At 62.1% G+C, this 22,523-nt stretch carries 20 protein-coding genes; 12 read left to right on the forward strand and 8 right to left on the reverse strand.

What is annotated here, in order from left to right; translation table 11 throughout:
• Positions 1-67 precede the first annotated feature (67 nt).
• The 3 genes from C440_RS00710 (at position 68) to C440_RS00720 (ending at position 2,654) form a co-directional block, all read left to right on the forward strand.
• Positions 68-388 carry a cupin domain-containing protein gene (locus C440_RS00710; RefSeq protein WP_008317279.1) on the forward strand — a complete coding sequence of 107 codons (321 nt, stop codon included), beginning with the start codon at positions 68-70 and terminating at the stop codon, positions 386-388.
• An 88-nt stretch (positions 389-476) separates the two neighbouring features.
• Positions 477-1,214: an AMP-binding protein gene (locus C440_RS00715; RefSeq protein WP_008317280.1), complete on the forward strand. Its 738-nt coding sequence runs from the start codon at positions 477-479 to the stop codon at positions 1,212-1,214.
• 138 nt (positions 1,215-1,352) lie between these two features.
• A complete protein-coding gene (locus C440_RS00720; protein WP_008317281.1) occupies positions 1,353-2,654 on the forward strand; it encodes a dicarboxylate/amino acid:cation symporter in 1,302 nt (433 codons plus the stop codon).
• A 32-nt stretch (positions 2,655-2,686) separates the two neighbouring features.
• Here C440_RS00720 and C440_RS00725 read toward each other — a convergent pair whose 3' ends face one another.
• The gene (locus tag C440_RS00725; protein WP_049915092.1) at positions 2,687-4,687 is read right to left on the reverse strand and encodes an AMP-binding protein; all 2,001 of its coding nucleotides are present in this window, start codon (positions 4,685-4,687) and stop codon (positions 2,687-2,689) included.
• A gap of 123 nt (positions 4,688-4,810) precedes the next feature.
• On the opposite strand from C440_RS00725, the gene C440_RS00730 reads away from it, so the two are divergent.
• Complete coding sequence (locus C440_RS00730) at positions 4,811-5,392, forward strand: GNAT family N-acetyltransferase (protein ID WP_008317284.1); 582 nt, start codon at positions 4,811-4,813, stop codon at positions 5,390-5,392.
• Positions 5,393-5,413: 21 nt separating this feature from the next.
• Here C440_RS00730 and C440_RS00735 read toward each other — a convergent pair whose 3' ends face one another.
• A complete protein-coding gene (locus C440_RS00735) occupies positions 5,414-5,680 on the reverse strand; it encodes a hypothetical protein (RefSeq protein ID WP_008317285.1) in 267 nt (88 codons plus the stop codon).
• A gap of 76 nt (positions 5,681-5,756) precedes the next feature.
• Complete coding sequence (locus tag C440_RS00740) at positions 5,757-6,008, reverse strand: DUF7520 family protein (RefSeq protein WP_193788381.1); 252 nt, start codon at positions 6,006-6,008, stop codon at positions 5,757-5,759.
• A 172-nt stretch (positions 6,009-6,180) separates the two neighbouring features.
• Here C440_RS00740 and cdd point away from each other — a divergent pair, with 172 nt between their 5' ends.
• Positions 6,181-6,576: a cytidine deaminase gene (cdd, locus tag C440_RS00745; protein ID WP_008317287.1), complete on the forward strand. Its 396-nt coding sequence runs from the start codon at positions 6,181-6,183 to the stop codon at positions 6,574-6,576.
• A 35-nt stretch (positions 6,577-6,611) separates the two neighbouring features.
• Here the strand turns inward: cdd and C440_RS00750 are convergent, their stop codons facing one another.
• On the reverse strand, positions 6,612-7,187 hold the full coding sequence (locus C440_RS00750; protein WP_008317288.1) for a twin-arginine translocation signal domain-containing protein: 576 nt from the start codon (positions 7,185-7,187) through the stop codon (positions 6,612-6,614).
• A gap of 207 nt (positions 7,188-7,394) precedes the next feature.
• On the opposite strand from C440_RS00750, the gene C440_RS00755 reads away from it, so the two are divergent.
• Positions 7,395-8,216 (forward strand): nucleoside phosphorylase, encoded by an 822-nt coding sequence (locus tag C440_RS00755; protein WP_008317289.1) that lies wholly within the window; start codon positions 7,395-7,397, stop codon positions 8,214-8,216.
• Between the two features lie 114 nt (positions 8,217-8,330).
• Positions 8,331-9,524, forward strand: coding sequence for an NAD(P)/FAD-dependent oxidoreductase (locus tag C440_RS00760; protein ID WP_008317290.1), 1,194 nt, complete (start codon positions 8,331-8,333; stop codon positions 9,522-9,524).
• Between the two features lie 326 nt (positions 9,525-9,850).
• Here the strand turns inward: C440_RS00760 and C440_RS00765 are convergent, their stop codons facing one another.
• Complete coding sequence (locus C440_RS00765; protein WP_008317292.1) at positions 9,851-10,384, reverse strand: Rrf2 family transcriptional regulator; 534 nt, start codon at positions 10,382-10,384, stop codon at positions 9,851-9,853.
• A 165-nt stretch (positions 10,385-10,549) separates the two neighbouring features.
• On the opposite strand from C440_RS00765, the gene C440_RS00770 reads away from it, so the two are divergent.
• The 3 genes from C440_RS00770 (at position 10,550) to C440_RS00780 (ending at position 13,004) form a co-directional block, all read left to right on the forward strand.
• Entirely contained in the window at positions 10,550-11,470 is a 921-nt protein-coding gene (locus tag C440_RS00770) for an NAD-dependent epimerase/dehydratase family protein (RefSeq protein WP_008317295.1), read from the forward strand.
• Between the two features lie 164 nt (positions 11,471-11,634).
• A complete protein-coding gene (gene rocF / locus C440_RS00775; RefSeq protein WP_008317297.1) occupies positions 11,635-12,534 on the forward strand; it encodes an arginase in 900 nt (299 codons plus the stop codon).
• On the forward strand, positions 12,534-13,004 hold the full coding sequence (locus tag C440_RS00780) for an NUDIX domain-containing protein (RefSeq protein ID WP_008317298.1): 471 nt from the start codon (positions 12,534-12,536) through the stop codon (positions 13,002-13,004). The genes rocF and C440_RS00780 overlap by 1 nt, the downstream gene beginning before the upstream one ends.
• Before the next feature lie 325 nt (positions 13,005-13,329).
• Here the strand turns inward: C440_RS00780 and gyrA are convergent, their stop codons facing one another.
• Together gyrA and gyrB are read right to left on the reverse strand one after the other, a co-directional pair.
• Positions 13,330-15,948 carry a DNA gyrase subunit A gene (gene gyrA / locus C440_RS00785; protein WP_008317300.1) on the reverse strand — a complete coding sequence of 873 codons (2,619 nt, stop codon included), beginning with the start codon at positions 15,946-15,948 and terminating at the stop codon, positions 13,330-13,332.
• Position 15,949: 1 nt separating this feature from the next.
• Positions 15,950-17,863: a DNA topoisomerase (ATP-hydrolyzing) subunit B gene (gyrB, locus tag C440_RS00790; protein WP_008317301.1), complete on the reverse strand. Its 1,914-nt coding sequence runs from the start codon at positions 17,861-17,863 to the stop codon at positions 15,950-15,952.
• Between the two features lie 253 nt (positions 17,864-18,116).
• Between gyrB and C440_RS00795 the strand changes: the two genes are divergently transcribed.
• Positions 18,117-20,513 (forward strand): DNA topoisomerase VI subunit B, encoded by a 2,397-nt coding sequence (locus C440_RS00795; RefSeq protein ID WP_008317308.1) that lies wholly within the window; start codon positions 18,117-18,119, stop codon positions 20,511-20,513.
• The gene (locus C440_RS00800; protein ID WP_008317312.1) at positions 20,513-21,613 is read left to right on the forward strand and encodes a DNA topoisomerase IV subunit A; all 1,101 of its coding nucleotides are present in this window, start codon (positions 20,513-20,515) and stop codon (positions 21,611-21,613) included. Before C440_RS00795 ends, C440_RS00800 begins: the two co-directional genes overlap by 1 nt.
• Before the next feature lie 69 nt (positions 21,614-21,682).
• Here the strand turns inward: C440_RS00800 and C440_RS00805 are convergent, their stop codons facing one another.
• Complete coding sequence (locus C440_RS00805; protein WP_008317314.1) at positions 21,683-22,516, reverse strand: alpha/beta fold hydrolase; 834 nt, start codon at positions 22,514-22,516, stop codon at positions 21,683-21,685.
• Positions 22,517-22,523: the final 7 nt, after the last annotated feature.

Here is a 22,523-nt window from a genome sequence, read left to right on the forward strand (position 1 = left end):
TTTTCGCCCGTCTCGCGTTACGCTTCCAGTCGTCACGTTCAGGGTTCTTGCGCTCTTTAGATAGACAATGACACACACGAAGGTCAACTACCGTGACGTAGACGAACTCGGCGGCGGACTCCACTTCATGCGCGACGCGCTGGAGTGTGAACAACTCGGATTTTCCGTCTTCGAGTGCGACCCGGACTGGACCGGAAAGCGCCACAACCACGCCGAACAGAACCACGAGGAGGTCTACTTTCTGGTGTCGGGGACGGCGACGCTCGTCGTCGAGGGCGAAACGGTCGAACTCGACCCCGGCGACGCCGTGCGTGTTTCGCCCGGGGATACGCGACAACTCCGAGCCGGCGACGAGGAATGCCTGTTCGTCGTCGCGGGCGCGCCCTGAAGTAGCGTGACCTCGTCGCGCGCCGTTGTCGTGTCACCCCGACGACCGCCTCGGCGGCTTTTTTCGCACCGACTCCGTAGGACCGCCCATGGACGTTATCGGCGACCTCATGGCTCGGGACCGACGAAGCGACAGTCTCGCGCTTCGGGTGGACGCTCCCGGCCACACGTACACGTACTACGACCTCATCACCACGTCGTACAAGGCTGGGAACGTGCTTCGCTACCTCGGCGTCCGCAAGGGCGCTCGCGTCGCCGTCGAACCGGTTTCGCTCCCCGAGCCGATACTGACGTTCCTCGGCGCGGCTCAACTCGGTGCGGTGACGACTTTCGACTCGGCCGCGAAGGCACGCGCCGTCGTCGTTGACGCCGCCCGCGAAGACGAGTTCGACCTCCCGCCGGGCCACAAACTCGCCGTCTACAACGGCCCGCCGAAGTCGCCCGCGACGACCCACTGGGAACAGGAAGTCTGGAGCGAGAACCCTGCCGTTCACCCGGAAGCCGTCGCCCCCGACGACGCGGCGCTCGTCGCAGGTGAGCGCGAATACACGCACGCCGACCTGCTCGACGCCGCGAAGCGCGTCGTCTCGGAGTTCGGTCTCACCGAAGCCGATACGGTGGCGATTCGAGCCTCGATTTCGCACCCGGGAACAGTCGCCGCCGGACTCCTCGCACCGCTTCTCGCCGGCGGTACGATTCGCGTCCCCGTTGGTGACGAGACGGCGGACCGGACAGACGCGGCAGTCGTCGTCGCCGACCACAAACCCGCGAAAAGAACGGAGACTCCGGCTACGATTACGCCGGCCGACGTTTTCGCCGACGGCTGAGTTGGCCGGTTCGACGGCTGTCGGAGTTCTGTTGGAGAGAAAGGCGAAATTTCACACTCGGTTCGAGTTTTACGCCGAACGTTGGTGTCTGGCCAATACACTTATCGTTCTGTTGTCTCCTTAGTGCCAACTTGCATCATGTCAAATACTGCCATCGTTTCGTTGTGGCGACGGTACCGGGCTGTCAGCATCGTCTACCGAATCGGATTGGCGTTCGTGTTGGGTTCTATTCTCGGACTCGTCGTCGGCCAGCCCGCGACCGCGTTGAAGCCCATTGGCGACCTGTTCGTTCGGTTGCTGAAGATGCTCATCGTTCCCATCGTCGTGTTCACGCTTTTGATGGGCGTCAGACAGCTCTCTCCGTCGTCGCTCGGACGTGTCGGCGTACAGGTCGTCGCGCTGTACGCGTTCACCTCCGCGCTCGCAGTCGCGGTCGGGTTGGGCGTGAGCAATCTGGTCTCCCCCGGGTCTCGCGGGCTTTCGCTGACGAACGCCGAGGCCCAGAGCGCCGAGGCACCGAACGCGGTCGAGGTGCTTCTCAACATCGTTCCGGCGAACCCGATCGGTTCGATGGCCGAAGGCAACGTGCTTCCGACCATCTTTTTCGTCGTGGTCTTCGGTCTCGGTCTCTCGTTGGTTTGGGAGGAGACCGACGACGAGGCGGTTCGGTCCGGCATCGAGACGTTCTTCGACCTCGCCGAAGCGGGCGCGGAGGCGATGTACAAGGTCGTCTGGGGTGCCATGGAGTTCGGCGTCGTCGGCGTCTTCGCGCTCATGGCGAACGTCTTCGGAACGTCCGGTATCGACGCAATTCTCCCGTTTACGCTTCTCATTGTCACAATGCTCTTGGCCGCCGTCACCCACATCGGTCTCGTCTACCTCGGCGGTCTCGTCGCCGGACTTGCCGGTCGCTCGCCGCTCGCGTTCCTTTCGGGTGGACGCGACGCGATGGTGACCGCACTCAGCATCCGTTCGTCGTCCGGTACGCTACCGGTTACGATGTCCGACGCGGACGAGAACCTCGGCATCGAAGAGCGAATCTACGGCTTTTCGCTCCCGCTCGGTGCGACGATTAACATGGACGGCACGGCGATGTATCAGGGCGTTGCGGCCGTCTTCGCGGCGAACATCATGGGTGTGAACCTCTCGTTGATAGACCAGTTTTCGGTCGTCGCGGTTGCCGTCCTTGCGAGTATCGGAACCGCAGGGGTTCCGGGGTCCGGTCTCATCATGCTCACGCTGGTGCTCACGCAACTCGGCTTGCCGCTGGAAATCGTCGGCTTCGTCGCCGGTGTTGACCCGATTCTCGACCGTATCCGGACGATGGTGAACGTGACCGGCGACCTCGCGGTGACGACCGTCGTCGCAAAATGGAACGGTGCGGTTGACTTTACGGCCGAGGCGTGGAACGACGGCGTCGTTCCGTCGATAGCCGATTGAAAAACGGCACCAAATCTACCCAGCCGTTCCTTTCAGGACGCCTGTTCGAGCTTTTCGAGCGCTTCGGGGTTTTCGATACTGCTCATGTCGCCGAGCGCTTCACCCGCGTAGATGGAGGCGATGGCGCGGCGGATAATCTTCCCCGACTGCGTCTTCGGGAACTCGTCTACGAACAGCACCTCGCGCGGGCGGAACGGCTTCCCGAGTTCCTCGCCGACGACGCCGCGGAGTTCCTCGCGCAGGTCGTCGCTCGCTTCGAAGCCGTCTTCGAGGACGACGTAGGCGACGACAGCAGTTCCCGTGGTTTCGTCGTCGGCACCGACGGCGGCCGCCTGATTCACGGCGTCGTGTTCGATGAGCGCGCCTTCGACCTCGGCGGGACCGACCTTACGACCCGCCACGTTGAGGGCGTCGTCGGCGCGGCCGTGGAGGAACCAAAAGCCGTCTTCGTCTTTCTGCGCCCAGTCGCCGTGGTCCCAGAGGTCGTCCCACGACGACCAGTAGGTGTCGAGGTAGCGCTCGTTGCCGGACCAGAGGCTCTTTGTCATCGACGGACAGGAGTCGCGGGCGACGAGGAAGCCGCGTTCGTGGGTGTCGGCGATGGACTCGCCCGTGGAGTCCACGATGTCGATATCCATGCCGAGGCCGGGACCGCCCAGACTGCACGGTTTGAGCGGTTGGGTCGGCATCGGCATGAGGAAACAGCCGCAGATTTCGGTGCCACCGGAGATGTTGATAATCGGTGCTTCGCCGCCGCCGACGTGCTCGTAGAACCACTGCCACGACTCGGGGTCCCACGGCTCGCCGGTCGAACCGAGGAGACGCAGACTCGACAGGTCGTGTTTGTCGACCGCTTCGTCGCCGTATTTCCGGAGCGCTCGGATGGCCGTCGGCGAGATGCCGAACGTGGTGATGCGGTGGCGCTCTATCATCTCCCAGAACCGGTCGGGTTCCGGGTAGTCGGGCGCGCCTTCGTACATGAAGATGGTTCCGGCGAAGGTGTGGTTCCCGATGAGCGTCCACGGTCCCATCATCCAGCCAATGTCTGAGACCCAGAAAAAGCGGTCTTCGGGCTTCTGGTCGAACCCGAAGTGAATCTCCTTGGCCGTCTGCATCTGCACGCCCGCGTGGGTGTGAACGATGCCTTTCGGCTTCCCCGTCGTCCCCGAGGAGTACAGGAGCATCGACTCAGCGTCCGAGGGGAGGTGTTTCGTCTCGTATTCGGGGTCGGCGGATGCGACAACGTCGTCCCACCACTCGTCGCGGCCGTCGGTCCACGGGACGCCACCATCCTCGTTGCTGTCCTCGAACCGCTGGTAGACGACGACGTTTTCGACACAGCCTGCCTCCTCGATGGCTTCGTCGGCGGTCGCTTTCAGCCGGACTTCCGAGCCGCGGCGGTAGAAGCCGTCGGCGGTAAAGAGCACCGAGCACTCGGGGTCTTCGAGACGCGTCGCGGTCGCGTCCACGCCGAAGCCGGAGAAGATGGGGACGGCGATAGCGCCGACTTTGAAACAGCCGTAGAGAATCGAGATGACTTCGGGGACCATCGGCATGTAGAGACCAACGGTGTCGCCGGTGCCGACGCCGTAGGATTCGAGGACGTTGGCGACGCGGTTCGCCTCTCGGTAGAGGTCGTGGTAGGTCTGCTGGACGACTTCCCCGTCTTCGCCCTCCCAGATGCAGGCGACGCGGTTTCGATTCGGCGATTCGACGGCGGCGTGGCGGTCGAGCACGTTGTGGGCGAGGTTAATCTCGCCGCCGGGATACCAGTCTGTGAACTGCGGTCCCTCGCTGTCGTCCCGCACCGCGTCGTACTCCTCGTAGAACTCGATGTCGAGGTAGTCCGTGAGTTCGTCCCAGAACCAATCGACGCCCGAGGCGCTCACGCCCGGAATATCGGACGTCGTCCGCTCGATGAGTTCGTCGTAGTCCGCGATATCGTACTCCCGCATGAACTGGGTCACGTTGGCGTCTTCGACGAACGCCGGGTCCGGTTCGTGCACCACGGTATCGGTGTCGGGTACGTTCATGAATCGACGTACCGTGACCGGAACCATCAATCTTTACCGTTCTTTCGTTCGGATTTGCGGTCCGAGTGGACACCCGACGTTCCGCCGGGGTGTTTTTGTCTCCCGGAGCGCGTATATTCACGCATGTACGTCCGGGATGCTAAGAACCGAGACGAAGTCTGGTTGCTCGATTCGCTGGAGGAGCTTGGACTCGACGATGGCTCCTTTCGCTCCCGCGACTACGTCGTCGCGCTCGACGAGGAGTCGAATCAGAAGGCCGGGTTCGGTCGCATCCGCGTCCACAAGGGTGACGACCCGTTTTGCGAGGTGGCCTGTGTCGGCGTCCCGGCGCGATGGCGCGGACAGGGCGTCGGCGCACACGTCGTCGAGCGACTCCTCGACCGCGCCAGTGCCGAAGGATTCGACACGGTGTACGGATTCACGTCGGAACACACCTACTGCGCGCAGTTCGGGTTCGAGGCACTGGACGCCAGTGACCTCCCCGAGAATATCGCCGGCCGACTCGAAGTTGTCAGAGAGACTGACCCCGACGCGATTGCGCTCCGACTCGACCGCGAGTCGTTCACGATGCCCGACCGCCTCCGCGAGCGGTTCAAGGTCGCCGCACCGGCGGAATCCGACGCATCCGAGCCGGAACTAACCGCCGAAGACTTCGGCTACGACGAGGAGACGCCGACGAAATACTCCACGAATCTGCGGCGCTGAGCGTACGACAGTTCCGGCGGGCTACGTTCGGTCGTCGAGGAAGTCCGTGCTGAAGACGATCCACGACAGTACGCTACAGAAGAGAATCGGTGGCAGGATTGCGAACCCCCAGAGCGGTTCGAGTCCCTGCAACAGGATGAGCACCACGTCGGCGATACCGAGCGCCAGAAACGGCGCGGTGGCTAACGCGGCGCGTTTTCTGTTTTTCGTACCCTCTTCTTCCGGGAGCGGCCCGGGCGACGGCTGACCGGCCGAAGACGATGTCGAGGTCGATGAGGGCGCGTCCATAGACGGCCTTCGGGCCCCGACGAGCAAAAGCGGTCCGCCTTTCGGCCGCGATTACACGCTCGGTCGCACACCGGAGTTAGGCCTGTTCCAGCCGCGATGCGAACTCGACGAGACCGAACAGTACCGCGAGGATGACCACGGAGAGGGCCATGCCGTAGACGCTGAACGCGAGCGGCGACGTCGGCAACGAAAGCAGTCCGAACAGTGATACCTCGGCGGCGACTTGACCGCCGCTTTCGCCGATGAAGACGCCAAGAATCCCCGAGACGAGCACGGCGCTCGCGCCGATGAGGATGAGCACTCGCCGTCCACCCAATCTGTCGTTCACGACGGCGCGTTGGAACCGAACGGTATAGTCGCTTGCGGGACGACACGACCGCATTCGACACAGCGACACGACGGGACTGACGAGACAGCGACAAGACCGGACCCGACACGGCGACGAGACCGAATTCCAGAGGCGAACGAACTAAGCCGCCACGGGCGAATCACCGCGACACATGTCCGAACGACTCGTCGAACGTGCCCGCGAGGTGCTCGACAACGCCCACGTTCCTTACTCGGAGTACACCGTCGGTGCGGCGCTCGAAACGACTGACGGCGAGGTGTACGTCGGCTGTAACATCGAGAACGCGAACTACTCGAACAGCCTTCACGCCGAGGAAGTCGCCATCGCCGAAGCAGTAAAGAACGGTCACACCGAGTTCGCCCGTCTCGTGGTCACGTCGGGCGCACGAGACGGCGTGACGCCGTGTGGGATGTGCCGACAGACACTCGCGGAATTCTGCGACGACGACCTCCCGGTCATCTGTGACGAGGGGGACGGCGAGACGACAACGTACACGCTCGGTGAACTCCTCCCGAATACGATTACCGAAGAAATGGTACGCGGCTAAGTCGAGGGAGTTTTCGTGTCCGACTCTCGTCAGAATTAATCGACGTATTTGAATGTCACTTCTTCCTCAAACGAGAACGTAGAGGCGGTTGTAATCGTGCCGATTACCTCGAACGTGTCATCGTCGCCATAATCATTCAGCGTCCCATTGACGGTGTCCCCACCGTATATAGACTCATCTTCACAGTCCGCTGTCGCTTCGACACTGTTGCTGACAGTAAAGGCGTACTGAGACCCACCCTCGTCCCCTGAGACTACCACATCTCCTCCCGGGGTATCGTCTGAGCCGTACACGTCAGCTACAATATCGCCCTCAAGCGAAATTCTGGTAATCCAGCCGTCGAAGTCAATTATATCTTTGTCTCCCTCTACGTTTCCGTTAATCTTCGTTTTTCTGTCAAAGTCGTTTATTCTGTCATCTTCGAGGTTTCGGCCAGTTGCATTCGGGTCGTTGACGACCACTTCGTACTTTCCGTTTCCGTCGACGGTGAGCGTCTGCGGCTTGTCTGCGGCGACGGTCTGTACGTTTCCGAGGACGCCACCGGCGACGCCGGTAGCGACGAGGCTTTGCTTGACGAACGAACGTCGTGACACTCCGTCTTTCTCGAACATCGCAGTTGGAAGTGTTGTCTGGGTAACATTATAGTTTTATGACTGGACAAGATGACAAATTTAAAATTGAATTGATTTTACATTACTTATATTATTCTATTTAGTTAACATCTATCACAACGAACCGCCGTCACTTCGACGGCGAATTGGCATGTTTACGAGCGTAACGCGAAGGACCTTTTATCGGGCCGAGCGAACGCGGCGGGTATGACCGGCCACAGCGAGGACCCCAACGACGAGGTCCAGTACCACATCGAACTCGCCTCCGAAGACGTCGCAGACGCCGTCCTCCTGCCGGGGAACCCAGAGCGCGTGGACAAGGTGACGTCCCTGTGGGACGACCACGAGGAGAAAGCCTACCACCGCGAGTACCGAACTGCGACGGGAACGTACGACGGGACGCCGATTTCAGTCACCTCCACCGGAATCGGCAGTCCGTCGGCGGCTATCGCCGTCGAGGAACTCGCCCGTGTGGGCGCTGATACGTTCATTCGCGTCGGTTCGTGCGGTGCGATTCAACCGGAGATGGACGTGGGCGACCTCGTCATCACCTCGGGGGCAGTTCGACAAGAGGGGACCTCGAAAGAGTACGTCCGCGAGGATTACCCCGCCGTCGCCGACCACGAAGTCGTCTCTGCGCTCGTCGCGGCCGCGGAGCGACTCGATTACGACTACCACGTCGGACTGACGATGAGCGCGGACTCGTTTTACGCCGGGCAGGGCCGCCCCGGATTCGAGGGCTTTCGCGCCGCCGGAGCCGACTCGCTCGTCGAGGAACTGCAAGACGCGAACGTGAAGAACATCGAGATGGAAGCGTCGGCGCTCCTGACGATTGCGAACGTCTACGGACTCCGCGCCGGTGCCGTCTGTTCGGTCTACGCGAACCGGGTCACCGGTGAGTTCCGCACTGAAGGCGAGTCGCGGGCGGCAGAAGTGGCGAGCCTCGCGGTCCACCTCCTCGCCAAGATGGACGAGGTCAAACGCGAGGCCGGCGTTGACCGCTGGCACGCCGGACTCAGCCTCGAATAATCCGACAACCGTCGAACCCGTATTTCGACGCTACGAGGCGTATCGCACCCAAATCCCCCCGCGTTGGGAGCGAGTTTCAAAGCCCCTTTATCGGATGACTGCGCAGACGACGACATGAGCACGCAGGTCGTCGTTCTCGGCTCAGGGTACGCCGGGGCCGGCGCAGTAAAACGCCTCGAAGAAGAACTCGGTTACGACGCACAACTGACGTGGGTCGCCGAACACGACTACCACCTCGTTCTCCACGAGGTCCACCGATGCATCCGCGACCCGAGTGTCGAGTCGAGCATCACCATCCCGGTTGACGATATCAAATCCCCGGAGACGGAGTTCGTCAAAGGCCGCGCGACGAACGTCGATGTCGAGGAGAACGCCGTGGAACTCGAAGGCGGCGACACCGTGGACTTCGACTACCTGCTCGTCGCTATCGGCTCTTCGACCGCGTTCTTCGGCATCGAGGGACTCGAAGAGTTCGCCCACCAGCTCAAAGGTCTCGACGACGCCCGCGAGATTCACCAGGACATCAAACAGGCCGCAAAGGACGCCTCCCGAGACGACCCCGCAAAGGTCGTCATCGGCGGTGCAGGTCTCTCCGGCATCCAGACCGCCGCCGAAGTCGCCGAGTACCGCGATATGAACCGTGCCCCTATCGACATCCAAATCGTCGAGGGTATGGACGAGATATTCCCCGGCAACGACCCCGAACTCCAAGGCGCGCTCCGTCGCCGACTCGAAGAACTCGACATCGAAATCCTGACCGGCGACTTCATCTCGAAGGTTGACGAGGAGACGGTCTTCCTCGGCGGCGGCGAGGACGAAGCCCCGGAAGAACTGGACTACGACGTTCTCGTCTGGACCGGCGGCATCACTGGCCAGCCCGAAGCCCAGGAGATCGAACTCGAACAGGACGAGCGCTCCCACCGCTTTTTCGCCGAAGAGGACTTCCAGACGAGCAACGACCGCGTCTTCGCGGTCGGCGACTGTTCGCTCGTCGAACAGGGTCCCGACAACGTCGCGCCGCCGACGGCGCAGGCCGCGTGGGACGCCGCGGACGTCGCTGGCGAGAACATCGCCCGCGCCATCGCTGGCAAGCCCCTCAAGCGCTGGACGTTCACCGACAAAGGGACGGTCATTTCCATCGGTCACGACGCCGTCGCTCACGGCGTGAAGTTCCCCGTCGTCGGCGAGTTCCCGGTCAACGTCTTCGGCGGCCCGCTCGCCCGTCTGCTCAAGAAGGGAATCGCCGCGAACTGGATCTCCGACGTGACTTCCCCGAAGCGCGCGCTCTCCGCCTGGAACGACCTGTAAGCGAGCGACGCGCACGCGGTGAATCGGAACCGGGACGCGAGGTGCGTTCGGTGACGTACTGACTCTCTGATTTCGACCGTCTCGCTTCGTCTCTTCTCGTCGAGTTTCTGGTTTCGGTTTTGCCACTCGCGTTCCTCCGACTGCGGTTTGTGTTCGTGTCCGGCTCTTGGGGTCTCTTCGAGTGCTTCCCTATCACTTTCGCAGAATGCGTCTGTCGATACCGAGTCCAGTCTCTACGTCAACCCAAAGAGCGGTCGAACACGACCGGCGCTGTTGCTCGGGGACAGAAGAAGAGAGAAAGAAAGTCGGTGAGGCTCCGTGAGGCTTCAGTGCTGAGGTTCGCCGACGGGGGCCTGCATGTCGTCGATGCGCAGGATGAGGATGTTGCTCGTGTCGTCCTTGCCGTCGAGCGTGCCGTCGATGACGAGCTTCGAGAGCGGCGTCGGGCCGACGCGAATCTTGTCGCCCTCGTGGAAGTCACGAACCGAGCCTTGGACGTGAATCTCCGCGCGGCAGAGTTCGGGGTGGTGAACGCTGGAGAGGTCGATTCCATCGACGTTGACGCCCTCTACCTGCTCGTCGTTGTGGAACAGCGGCACCGATGCAGGCTCGTCCATCTTATCGACGTCGAGCGCTTCGTAGGCGTTTGCGGTCGGCTTGTAGCCACCCTTCGGTCCCGGGACGCCCTCGACGAGTTGGAGCGCTTTCAGACTCTGCATCTGGTTTCGGATGGTCCCCGGGTTTCGGTTGACTTCCTCTGCGATGTCCTCGCCCTTCACCGCGTCTTCAGATTCTCGATAGAGGTTGATGAGTGCGGTAAGGATAGTTTTCTGACTCGAAGTGAGCTCGATTGATGACATGGAGAGTGATTGGCTACATACGTCCTTAAATCCGATGGATGACGCCTCAAATCTACCGTTCGTTTACTTTGTGATGAAAGGCCATACATGAATGTTCATTTTGAACCGAGATTTAGACGAGATGCGGTCGATAGCACTATACGCCTCACGGGAGTGCGGTCGAATATGAACGGGAAACGAGTCCTCGTCACCGGCGGTGCCGGATTCATCGGCTCGAACCTCGCAAACCACCTCGCCGCGGATAACGACGTGGTTGCGGTTGACGACCTCTATCTCGGCACGCCAGAGAATCTCGACGACGCCGTGGAATTCCACGAAAAGAGCGTCCTCGACGACGACCTGCCGACCGAAGACGTGGACGTTGTGTTCCACCTCGCGGCGCTTTCGTCGTACAAGATGCACGAAGAAAACCCCACGAAGGGTGCTCGTGTCAACATCGAAGGGTTCGTGAACACGGTCGAACAGGCCCGCAACGACGGCTGTGATACGGTCGTCTACGCCTCCACGTCCTCGATTTACGGGTCACGGACCGACCCCTCGCCCGAAGACATGCCGGTCGAGGCTCGAACCGGCTACGAGGCGTCGAAGCTCGCCCGCGAACGCTATGCGGAGTACTTCCACAACCACTACGACATGCACCTCGCCGGCCTTCGGTTCTTCTCGGTCTATCAAGGCTTTGGCGGCGCGGAAGAACACAAAGGCGAGTTCGCCAACACCATCGCACAGTTCGCCGACAAGATAGCCAACGGCGAGTCGCCGGAACTGTTCGGTGACGGGTCACAGACGCGCGACTTCACGCACGTTGACGACATCGTCCGCGGAATCGAAGTCGCCGCAGACAACCGCCTACAGGGCATTTACAACCTTGGAACCGGCGAGAGCTACACGTTCAACGAGATGGTCCGAATGATAAACGAGGTTCTCGGTACTGATGTCGAACCGGCGTACATCGACAACCCACTCGACGTCTACGTCCACGACACGATGGCCGACTGCACCAAAATCCGGGCGGCGACCGGTTGGGAACCCCAAATCAGCTTCGAGGAAGGTGTCGAGCGCGTCTGCGAACCGTATCTGAACGAGTGACCGACCGGACGTCTAACTACTAAAACACGGCAACTGCTCTCTCTCTCGGAGACACCTTCGGTGCTGTCCCCGGTGTCGTCTCGGGAAGCGATTTGTTTCTTCCGTTGCCCTACGCCCGGCGACTAACCGGTGGAGGTAAACCGCCGGTATCTGTGAGTAGAATCATGGCGAAATCTGTCCGAATTATCGGCACCCCGACGGACTACGGGGCGAATCGGCGCGGTGTGGATATGGGACCTTCTGCGATTCGGTACGGTGGACTCACGAAACAACTCGAAGCCGCCGACGTCTCGCCATCGGATGCGGGGGACCTCACGGTCCCACACCTCGCAACGCGTGATGCGGATGCGGGCGCGGCGAACGCAAAGCACATCAACGAAGTCGAAGAGGTCACGACGACCCTCGCGGACGCCGTCTCCGACGCGATTTCGGATGGCGTCACCCCGCTCGTCCTCGGCGGTGACCACTCGATTGCAATCGGCTCGATGGTCGGAAGCGCCCGCGACGCCGACATCGGCGTCGTTTGGTTCGACGCCCACGGCGACTTCAACACGCCCGAGACCTCGCCGTCCGGAAACGTCCACGGCATGCCGCTTGCCGCCGCGCTCGGTATCGGCGACTTCGAAGGTGTCAAGTGGGCGAACGCGCCGCGCTTGAAGGAAGAAAACGTCGCTATCGTCGGTCTCCGTGACGTCGACGAAAACGAGACCGCGGCGATTCACGACAGCGACGTTACCGCCTACACGATGTCTGATATCGACGAACGAGGCATCACCGACGTCACTCTCGACGCGCTCGACGTGGCGACGAGCGGCACCGACGGCGTCCACGTCAGTCTCGACCTCGACTGGCTCGACCCCCGCGAGGCTCCCGGGGTCGGGACGCCCGTCCGCGGCGGTGCGACGTACCGCGAGGCCCACACCGCGATGGAACTCGTTGCAGAGTCGGGAGCGATGCGTTCGCTCGAACTCGTCGAGGTCAACCCCATCCTCGACGAACACAACGAGACGGCCACGCTCGCAACCGAACTCGCCGCCAGCGCCTTCGGAAAGCGTATCCTCTGATGGCAACTCCGAGAGAGGCACCCGCGCCGCACGATTTGGCCGCCGGAGTCGTCGTGCTTCGGGACGAGTCGGTACTCGCGGTGTACGAGAAAGACCGCTGGGGTCTCCCGAAAGGTGGGTCAGAACCCGGGGAGTTCTTCTCCGAAACGGCCGCCCGCGAGGCCGCAGAGGAGACCGGTCTCGACGTGGAGATTCAGTCGCTCGCGTTCACGAGCGAGATTCGCGGCCCTGACCGGCGAATCTACCTCCAGCGGTTCTATCACGCGACCGAACAGGGCGACCCGGTCGAACCGGCTCCGTGCGACCCCGACGACGAAATCGAGCAAGCGGAGTTTCTGCCGCTTTCAGAACTCGGGTCGGCGCTCACCTACCGGCCGCGGGTCGAGCCGTTGCGCGAGTGGCTTCGGGACCGTAAACCCCGACACTACACGTACGACCTGACGACCGAACCGGCGACGGTTGACGAGTAGCTCCCGCGGGAACGCGACCCGAGGATTCAGTTGTCTGTTCTGACGATACCGTTCGATGGCGGGTTCTCCAGCCGACTTCGCCCGCGAGAGCGACAGCGATACCGCCGTCGATACCACCGACCGGCGGGAAACCTCTAGGCAAACCCCGAAAACCCCCCCACCGAGCCGGCGTCGTCGGTGCTCCTCGAACGATTCACGGTTTCGCGTCGGACGGCCGCCGAATGGGTCGCGCTCAGCACCACCGGGGTTCGTCGCTACCGTGTTCGTCTTTGGCGGACTGTACGCCGCCGTAACCGGCCGAACCGACGCAGAGTCGGCGAGGAAACTACTCGTCGTCAGCCGGAATCTCGTCAGCCGACTCGTTGGCGCGTTCGGTCGATTCGTCGTCAGCCGACTCGCCGTCGGCAAGCGCGTTTTCCGACGTTTCGTCGTCCAGTTCGTTTTCGTCTTCGCTCATCGCGGCCGGAATCACATCGACTGACGCGACGGCGTCGCCCGATTCGATGTCCATGACGATGACGCCCATCGTGTTGCGGCCGACCGTCGAGATGTCTTCGACGGGGGTCCGGAGAATCTGGCCTTCGTCGGACATGACGACGAGGTGGTCGCCTTCGCCGACGGTGTTGATAGCGCACACCGGCCCGTTTCGCTCGTTCGTCTTGATGTCGATGAGGCCCTTCCCGTTGCGCGACTGCGCGCGGTACGCGTCGAGGTCGGTCCGTTTTCCGTAGCCGTTTTCGGTGACGGTAAGCACCCAACTGTGGTGGGTCTCGTCGATGGCGGCGACACCGGCAACCACGTCGTCACCGGTGAGGTTGATGCCGCGGACACCGCGTGCGGAGCGACCCATGGCACGAACCTCGTCTTCGTCGAACCGGATTGACATGCCCTGTTCGGTGCCGATAACGAGGTCTCGGGTGCCGTCTGTAACCTCCACATCGGCCAGTTCGTCGCCCTCGTCGAGTTTGGTGGCGATGATACCGGTCGAGAGGATGTTCTGGAACTTATCGACGCTGGTGCGCTTGATGTAGCCGTCTCGCGTCACCATCGTCAGGTAGCCGTCTATCTCTTCGAGGTCGTCGCAGTTGACGACGGCGGTGATCTCCTCGCCGTCGTCGAAGTCGAGGAGATTGACAGCCGACTTGCCGCGGGCCGTCCGCGACATCTCGGGCACCTGGTAGGCTTTGAGTTGGTAGACCTGTCCGTGGTTGGTGAAACACAACAGGTCGTCGTGCGTGTTCGTGACGAACACCGACGAGACGTTGTCGCCTTCCTTGAGGTCGGTCCCGATGATGCCCTTGCCGCCGCGGTGTTGGGCGCGGAACTGCGAAACCGGCATGCGCTTGATGTAGTCGTCTTCGCTGACGACGACGACCACGTCTTCTTCGGGAATGAGGTCGGCGCGCGTGACCTCGCCGGTGTTGGCGACGAAGGACGTGCGGCGTTCGTCCGCGTACTGGTCTTTGATTTCGAGGAGTTCCTCCTCGATGACTGCGTCGAGTTCCGACTGGTCGCCGAGAATGGTTTCGAGACGCTCGATGGTGTCTTGGACGTCATCGTACTCGTCTTCGATTTCGGCCGCTTCCATCGAGGTGAGCGAACCGAGTTGCATCGAAACGATGTGATTCGCTTGGTCCTCCGAGAAGCCGAAGGCCGGGAGGGGTTCGCCGTCAACCTCGACGGTCACTTCCCCACGGAGTGCGGCCTTCGCGTCGTCACGGCTCTCGGAATTCCGAATCGTCTCGACCACGTCGTCGATGTGTTCGAGGGCCTTCAGCCGGCCTTCGAGGATATGCGCGCGGTCTTCGGCCTCGGTGAGTTCGTACTCGGAGCGCCGCCGAACCACGTCGCGGCGGTGGTCGAGGTAGTGCTGAAGCGTCTCTTTGAGTGTGAGGACCTGCGGTTGGCCGTCAACGAGCGCGAGGTTGATGACGCCGAAGGTCGATTCGAGGTGGTTGTCGAGCAGTTGGTTCTTGACAACCTCGGCTATCGCGCCGCGCTTGAGTTCGATGACGACGCGGATACCGTCGCGGTCGGACTCGTCGCGGATGTCGCGGATACCCTCGATTTTGCCGGCGTTGACGTCGTCGGCGATGCGCTCTATGAGGCGGGCCTTGTTCTCCTGATACGGGAGTTCGTTGATGACGATGCGGCCTTCCTCTTCTTCGACCTCGTAGTCGGCGCGGACGCGGACGCGACCGCGACCCGTCTTGTACGCCTTGTGGACCGCGTTGCGGCCGACGATGTTCGCGCCGGTCGGGAAGTCCGGACCCTTGACGTGTTCCATCAGGTCCGAAACGGTCGCGTCGGGGTTCTCGATGAGTTCGACGGTCGCGTCGATGACTTCTCCGAGGTTGTGCGGCGGGATGTTCGTGGACATCCCAACCGCGATACCGGACGACCCGTTGACGAGTAGGTTCGGGAACGACGACGGCAGGACTGTCGGTTCCTGCTTGCGGTCGTCGTAGTTCGATTGGAAATCGACGGTGTCCTTGTCGATATCTTCGAGGAGTTCCTCGGCGATTGGGGCCATCCGCGCTTCCGTGTACCGCATCGCGGCTGGCGGGTCACCGTCAACGGACCCGAAGTTCCCCTGTCCATCCACGAGGGGGTAGCGCATCGAGAAGTCCTGCGCCATGCGCGCGAGGGCGTCGTAGATGGCGGAGTCACCGTGCGGGTGGTAGTCTCCCATCGTCTCGCCCACGATGGACGAGGACTTGCGGTGCGACGAGTGGGCGGTCACGCCGGCTTGGTCCATCGCATAGAGGATGCGCCGGTGAACCGGCTTGAGACCGTCGCGCACGTCGGGGAGTGCGCGACCCGCGATGACCGACATCGCGTAGTCGATGTACGACTGTTCCATCTCGTCTTCGATGCGTGCGTTCTTGATTTCGGCCGCGATACCCGCGCCCGGTTCGAATGCATCTGGTGTCTCAGAACTCATATTAGATATCCACCCACTCGGCGTCTGTCGCGTGGTCTTTGATGAACTGCTTTCGCGGTTCGACGGCGTCGCCCATCAGGATGCTAAACATGCGGTCGGCCGCGGCGGCGTCCTCGACCGTGATGCGCTTGAGGACGCGATTTTCGGGGTTCATCGTCGTCTCCCACAACTGGTCGGGATTCATCTCGCCGAGACCCTTGAACCGCTGGACCTGCGTGGGGTTGCCGTTGCACTTTTCTTCGACGATGCGGTCGCGGTCCGATTCGGTCATCGCGTCGTAGGTGTTGCCGCGGTAGCGAACGCGGTACAGCGGCGGTTGGGCCGCGTACACGTAGCCCGCTTCGATGAGGGGACGCATGTGCCGGTAGAGAAGCGTCAAAAGCAACGTCCGGATGTGTGCCCCGTCGACGTCGGCGTCGGTCATCAGAATGATGCGCTGGTAGCGCGCCTCGTCGATGTCGAACTCGTCGCCGATACCCGCACCGATGGCAGTGATGAGCGCCCGAACCTCGTCGTTTTCGAGGATGCGGTCGAGACGGTGTTTCTCGACGTTCAGAATCTTCCCTTTGATGGGGAGAATCGCTTGGAATTTCCGGTCTCGGCCCTGCTTCGCAGAGCCACCCGCGGAGTCGCCCTCCACGACGAACAGTTCGGACTTCGTGGGGTCACGACTCTGACAGTCGGCGAGTTTTCCGGGGAGCGCCGTCGATTCGAGCGCCGACTTTCGGCGTGTGAGTTCTTCGGCCTTCTTCGCGGCGCGGCGAGCCTTCGCCGCTTCGACGGCCTTCATGACGATTGCTTGTGCCGTTCCGGGGTTCTCTTCGAAGAACGTCCCGAGCTGTTCGTGGGTGATCGACTCGACGATACCGCGGACTTCGCTGTTGCCGAGTTTCGTCTTCGTTTGGCCCTCGAACTGCGGGTCGGGGTGTTTGATCGAGATGACCGCGGTGAGACCTTCACGAATGTCTTCGCCTTTCAGCGAGTCGAGGTCGTCGAGCAGATTGTTGCTCCGCGCGTAATCGTTGATGACGCGGGTCAACGCGGTCTTGAACCCGGTCAGGTGGGTTCCCCCTTCTCGGGTGTTGATGTTGTTGGCGAAGGCGTGAATAGAGCCTTGCAGTTCGTCGGTCGCCTGCATGGCGATTTCGACTTCGATGTTCTCCGCTTCGTCCTCGTAGTAGATGATCTCGTCGTGGAGCGCCGTCTTCGTCTCGTTGAGGTACTCGACGAACTCGCGGATACCGCCCTCGAAGAGGAACGTGCTCGATCCGTCGGTGCGCTCGTCGGTGAGCGTGATTTCGACGCCGGAGTTGAGGAACGCGAGTTCGCGGAGACGGTTTTCGAGCGTCTTGAACTGGAATTCGGTGGTCTCGAAGATTTCGCCTTCCGGCCAGAACCGGATTGTCGTCCCGGTGTCTTCGTCGGGTTCGAGGTCGCGGATGCGCTGGAACTGATCCGGCTTCGGCTCGCCGTGTTCGAAGCGGTGCGTCCAAACTGCCCCGTCGCGCTTGACTTCGACTTCGAGTTTCTGCGAGAGCGCGTTGACGACGGAGACGCCGACACCGTGGAGACCGCCGGACACTTGGTAGGACTTGTTGTCGAACTTCCCGCCCGCGTGGAGGACGGTCATGATGACCTCCAGTGCGGGTCGGTCGTACTGTTCGTGCGTATCTACCGGAATCCCGCGTCCGTTGTCCGTGACGCTGACTGAACCATCTTCGTGGAGGGCCACTTCGATAGCGTCGCAATACCCCGCAAGCGCTTCGTCGATAGAGTTATCGACAACTTCGTAGACGAGGTGGTGGAGTCCGCGAGAATCGGTGGACCCGATGTACATCGCCGGACGCTTTCGAACGGCTTCCAGCCCTTCGAGGACCTGAATCTGCCCGGCCCCGTACTCGTTATCCTGTGACATCTGAAGTGGCCTAGGATAGCCCGTCCCTTAAAGGCTCTCACGCGCGGGCGCGAACTACCTACTGAAGCCCTGCTTTGCGACTTGAGCGCAGTCTGGCGGTCTCGGCGTTTACCTAAAAACCCGCGCGTGTCGGTGTCATTCACACTCGCCACATCTGTTGGTAGCAGTACTCACGCCTCAGGAAACCCGGTTTCACTTCCACTCTGGTGCCGGTGGGTACTTAACGTGGGACTGGGTAGATGCGGAACAGGAAATGACGTCGTTCCAGTCGACACTCGGTGACGAGCCGGGGATCGCAGAGGAGTTGGCCAAGGGCCAGCGGGAGATCTCCATCGCCGAGTTCTTCGAGAAGAACAAGCACATGCTGGGCTTCGACAGCGGAGCCCGCGGGTTGGTCACCGCCGTCAAAGAGGCGGTTGACAACGCGCTCGACGCCACGGAGGAAGCGGGCATCCAGCCCGACATCTACGTGGAAATCGCCGAGGCGGGCGACTACTACCGCCTCGTTATCGAAGACAACGGGCCGGGCATCACGAAAGAACAGTTGCCCAAAGTGTTCGGGAAGCTCCTCTACGGTTCTCGCTTCCACGCACGCGAACAGTCCCGTGGCCAGCAGGGTATCGGTATCTCAGCGGCCGTCCTCTACTCGCAACTGACGAGCGGAAAGCCCGCGAAGGTGACGAGTCGCACACAGGGCGCAGAAGACGCCGAGTACTTCGAACTCGTCATCAACACGGACCAGAACGAACCCGAGATTCGCACGGAGAAGACGACCTCGTGGGACCGCCCCCACGGAACGCGAATCGAGTTGGAGATGGAAGCGAACATGCGCGCACGCCAGCAACTTCACGACTACATTCTCCACACCGCGGTCGTGAACCCACACGCGCGACTCGAACTCCGCGAACCCGGACTCGACGAACCGCTGAAGTTCGAGCGGGCGACCGACCAACTCCCGGAACAGACGACCGAAATCCGCCCGCATCCTCACGGCGTCGAGCTCGGGACGCTCTTGAAGATGCTCACGGCGACCGAATCGTACTCTATCTCCGGATTTCTCCAAGAGGAGTTCACACGGGTCGGTTCGAAGACTTCCAGTAAGATTCACGACGCCTTCCGCGACCGGCACTTCGGCCGCGAGATGACGTGGCGAACGCCCGCTTCGACCGACGCCGACGAACTCGTCGCGGTCGTCGAAGACGCCGTCGCCAACAAGGGCAAAGACGCCACGGCGGCGTTCGCCGAGGAACTGGTCGAGACTGTCGTCGGCAAGGACCGAATCGCACACGAGGAACTGCTCACCATCGTCGGCAACGTCTCCGAATCGGTCGGCGACGAGACCGACACGTCGTTCGGCGATACCGTCCAGTCGAACGTCGTAGAAGCGCTGTGGCCCGTTCTCACCGACGACCGCGAGGACGACGTGTACGCCATCATCGACGACGTGACGACCACGCAGAAAGACGACGCCGGGAAACTGTCGATGGCGCGGTCTATCGCCACGCAGTTCGCCGAGACGACCGGTCCGGCAGACCGCGCGCCCCGCGGTGACATCGCGGAGTTCGTCTCGTGGGCCGCCGAGCGAACCAAAGAACGCGAAGACGAGACCTACGGCGAGACGGCCCGCGAGAAGATCGTCGATGCCATCTGGTCGCGCATGCGAACCGTCGGCGACGACGTCCCCAACGTCCGCGACGTAGCGGACGACCGCGACCTCGCCCGCGACCTGCTCGACGCGATGCGCGAGACGGACATCCTCGCGCCGCCGACCGATTGCCTATCGCCAATCTCTGCAGAACTCGTCGAAGCGGGCCTGAAAAAGGAGTTCGACGCCGATTTCTACGCGGCCGCGACCCGTGACGCCGAAGTTCACGGCGGCGACCCGTTCATCGTCGAAGCCGGAATTGCCTACGGCGGCGAACTCAAATCCGAGGGGAGCATCGACCTGCTCCGGTTTGCCAACCGCGTCCCCCTCGTCTACCAGCAGGGCGCGTGTACTATCACGCACGTCGTCAAGGATATCGGCTGGCGAAACTACAACCTCGACCAACCGGGCGGAAGTGGCATGCCGAGCGGTCCGGCGGTGTTGATGGTTCACGTCGCGTCCACGAACGTTCCGTTCACGAGCGAGTCCAAGGACGCACTCGCCGACGTTCCGGCGATTCAAGACGAGGTCGAACTCGCAATCCGCGAGGCGGCCCGCGAACTCAAATCCTACCTTTCGAAGCGCCGGTCGCTCCAGAAACGCCGCAAGAAACAGGACGTACTCGGCCGCATCCTCCCGCAGATGGCGACGAAGCTCTCGGAGGTCACCGAGCGAAACGAACCGAACATCGACGGCGCGCTCGCTCGCATCATGAACAACGTAAGTATCGAACGAACCGTCGAAGACGGGTCGGTCACACTCACGGTGAAGAACTATTCGAGCACCAACGAGTCGCCCGATATCACGGATATTGTCTCCGCCGAACCGCAGGGACTCAACGGCGAAGCGTCCGTCGTTGACCTCGACGGCGAGTGGTTCGTCAAGTGGAACCCCGAGGTGTCGTCCGGCGAGACGGCGACACTCACGTATTCGGTCGCACAGGACGCGTCGTTCGACATCAACGTGGACGGCGTCGAGACTGAGAAACTCACGGTGAACGTATAATGGCATCCGACTCGAAAACGCCCGAAGAAGTCGCCCGCGAACGACTCATCGACCTCGCGGCGGAGTTTTACGACCAGTTCGACGCGGGGGAGATTCCGGAGATGACGCTCCCGACGCGGACGAAAAGCAACATCGAGTACGACGAAGACTCGAACGTCTGGGTCTACGGCGACCGAACCTCGACGCGCTCGGCCAACAGCGTCCGCGGCGCGCGAAAGCTTCTGAAGGCCGCCTACACCATCGAGTTCCTCGCGCGGCAACTCGAAGAAGACCGGTCGTCTACCCTGCGTGAACTCTACTATCTCTCCGAATCGTGGGACGCAGAGGAGGCGCACTTCACGGGACAGGACGAATCGAACCAACTCATCGAAGACCTCGAAATCGTCTCGGAGGTCACCCGCGAGGACTTCCACATGCGCCCCGAGGAGTCCGGTGCGACGCTCATGGGACCGCTCGAACTCCGCGAGCAGACGCGCCGCGGCGAACGCGACATCCACTGTCAGATGGACGTCGGCGAGGGCGGGTACCAGATTCCGAACAACCCGGATACGATAGAGTTCCTCGACCACGACATCGACTTCGTGCTCTGTGTCGAGACCGGTGGGATGCGCGACCGGTTGGTCGAAAACGGCTTCGACGACGAGTACAACGTTCTCGTCGTCCACCTGAAGGGCCAACCGGCGCGTGCGACCCGTCGTATCACGAAGCGCCTCCACGACGAACTCGACCTGCCGGTCGTCGTCTTCACAGACGGTGACCCGTGGTCCTACCGCATTTTCGGCTCTGTCGCCTACGGCTCTATCAAATCGGCGCACCTCTCGGAGTACCTTGCGACGCCCGAAGCGAAGTTCGTCGGCATCCAGCCACAGGACATCGTGGACTACGACCTGCCGACAGACCCGCTCGCGGATTCGGACATCAACGCGCTCCAGTCCGAACTCGAAGACCCGCGCTTTATGACCGACTACTGGAAAGAGCAAATCGAACTCCAACTCGACATCGGCAAGAAGGCCGAACAGCAGGCGCTCGCGGCCCGCGGTCTCGACTTCGTGACAGAAGAGTACCTCCCGACCCGTCTCGACGAGATGGGTATCATCTGAGGCGGCTGACCCGGCGAACGAGCGGTCGGTTCGTCCCGCTTTCGGCTCGATTCGGTGTTTCTTTTGAGGTTAGGGATACAGTCCGTCACCGCGGAACCCGTCGAAAAACCGTCTGACGATGCCGTTTAGCTCTCGCGGCTCGCTCACTGCGAGGTCGTGACCGACGCCCTTGAACAGCGCGAGGGTCCCGTCGTCGATGCCGGCTTTGGTCTCGCGGAGTCGCGGGACCGGGAATAGTCGGTCGGCGTCGCCCGCGGCGACGAGCGTCGGCGCGTCGATACCGTCCAGCACGTCGCGCGAATCGTGTTCGAGACAGGCGGTACAGGAGACGACCGCATCCGCAGGAACGACGGGTCTGAAGTCCACGAACCGCCCGGCGAGTCCGAGGAACGTCGGCGCGAGTTTCTGTTCGTAGCCGGTGGCGGCTTCGCGCTCCATCTCGGCGACGGCCTCGGCCCACTTTCCTTTGCCGGCCAAGTTCCGCCAGCGCCGCAGTGCGTTTTCGCCGTGGCCACCGAGTCGAGTCGCGGCCGAGACGAGCGCCACGGAATCGACGTAATCGCCGTAATCGGCGGCGAGGTACTGTGCGACGAGACCGCCCATCGAGACGCCGATAACGTCCACCGGCCACAGGTCGTGTTCGTCGATGACGGTGGCGTAGCCGGCGGCCATGTCGCGGGTGGACGTGCCGACCGGCAGGTGTTGCGAGCGGCCGACGACCCAGACGTCGCGGTCGGAGAACTCACGGAACAGACCGCTCAGAACCATCGCAGTCCCGCGGCTCGGAGCGGTTCGCTGGAACGCGTCGGAGAGACCGGGAAGCACGAAAACCGGGTCGGCGTCGGCGTCGCCGAAGCGGTAGTAGGGACGTCGGCCGTCGAGCATGCCGTAGTCGAGGTCCATACTCCAA

The sequence above is a fragment of the Haloferax mucosum ATCC BAA-1512 genome (assembly GCF_000337815.1).
Taxonomy (GTDB): domain Archaea; phylum Halobacteriota; class Halobacteria; order Halobacteriales; family Haloferacaceae; genus Haloferax; species Haloferax mucosum.

Coding starts and splice junctions, on each gene's coding strand:
- C440_RS00710 (WP_008317279.1), top strand. CDS start 68: ATGACACACACGAAGGTCAACTACCGTGACGTAGACGAACTCGGCGGC.
- C440_RS00715 (WP_008317280.1), top strand. CDS start 477: ATGGACGTTATCGGCGACCTCATGGCTCGGGACCGACGAAGCGACAGT.
- C440_RS00720 (WP_008317281.1), top strand. CDS start 1,353: ATGTCAAATACTGCCATCGTTTCGTTGTGGCGACGGTACCGGGCTGTC.
- C440_RS00725 (WP_049915092.1), bottom strand. CDS start 4,687: ATGAACGTACCCGACACCGATACCGTGGTGCACGAACCGGACCCGGCG.
- C440_RS00730 (WP_008317284.1), top strand. CDS start 4,811: ATGTACGTCCGGGATGCTAAGAACCGAGACGAAGTCTGGTTGCTCGAT.
- C440_RS00735 (WP_008317285.1), bottom strand. CDS start 5,680: ATGGACGCGCCCTCATCGACCTCGACATCGTCTTCGGCCGGTCAGCCG.
- cdd (WP_008317287.1), top strand. CDS start 6,181: ATGTCCGAACGACTCGTCGAACGTGCCCGCGAGGTGCTCGACAACGCC.
- C440_RS00750 (WP_008317288.1), bottom strand. CDS start 7,187: ATGTTCGAGAAAGACGGAGTGTCACGACGTTCGTTCGTCAAGCAAAGC.
- C440_RS00755 (WP_008317289.1), top strand. CDS start 7,395: ATGACCGGCCACAGCGAGGACCCCAACGACGAGGTCCAGTACCACATC.
- C440_RS00760 (WP_008317290.1), top strand. CDS start 8,331: ATGAGCACGCAGGTCGTCGTTCTCGGCTCAGGGTACGCCGGGGCCGGC.
- C440_RS00765 (WP_008317292.1), bottom strand. CDS start 10,384: ATGTCATCAATCGAGCTCACTTCGAGTCAGAAAACTATCCTTACCGCA.
- C440_RS00770 (WP_008317295.1), top strand. CDS start 10,550: ATGAACGGGAAACGAGTCCTCGTCACCGGCGGTGCCGGATTCATCGGC.
- rocF (WP_008317297.1), top strand. CDS start 11,635: ATGGCGAAATCTGTCCGAATTATCGGCACCCCGACGGACTACGGGGCG.
- C440_RS00780 (WP_008317298.1), top strand. CDS start 12,534: ATGGCAACTCCGAGAGAGGCACCCGCGCCGCACGATTTGGCCGCCGGA.
- gyrA (WP_008317300.1), bottom strand. CDS start 15,948: ATGAGTTCTGAGACACCAGATGCATTCGAACCGGGCGCGGGTATCGCG.
- gyrB (WP_008317301.1), bottom strand. CDS start 17,863: ATGTCACAGGATAACGAGTACGGGGCCGGGCAGATTCAGGTCCTCGAA.
- C440_RS00795 (WP_008317308.1), top strand. CDS start 18,117: ATGACGTCGTTCCAGTCGACACTCGGTGACGAGCCGGGGATCGCAGAG.
- C440_RS00800 (WP_008317312.1), top strand. CDS start 20,513: ATGGCATCCGACTCGAAAACGCCCGAAGAAGTCGCCCGCGAACGACTC.
- C440_RS00805 (WP_008317314.1), bottom strand. CDS start 22,516: ATGGACCTCGACTACGGCATGCTCGACGGCCGACGTCCCTACTACCGC.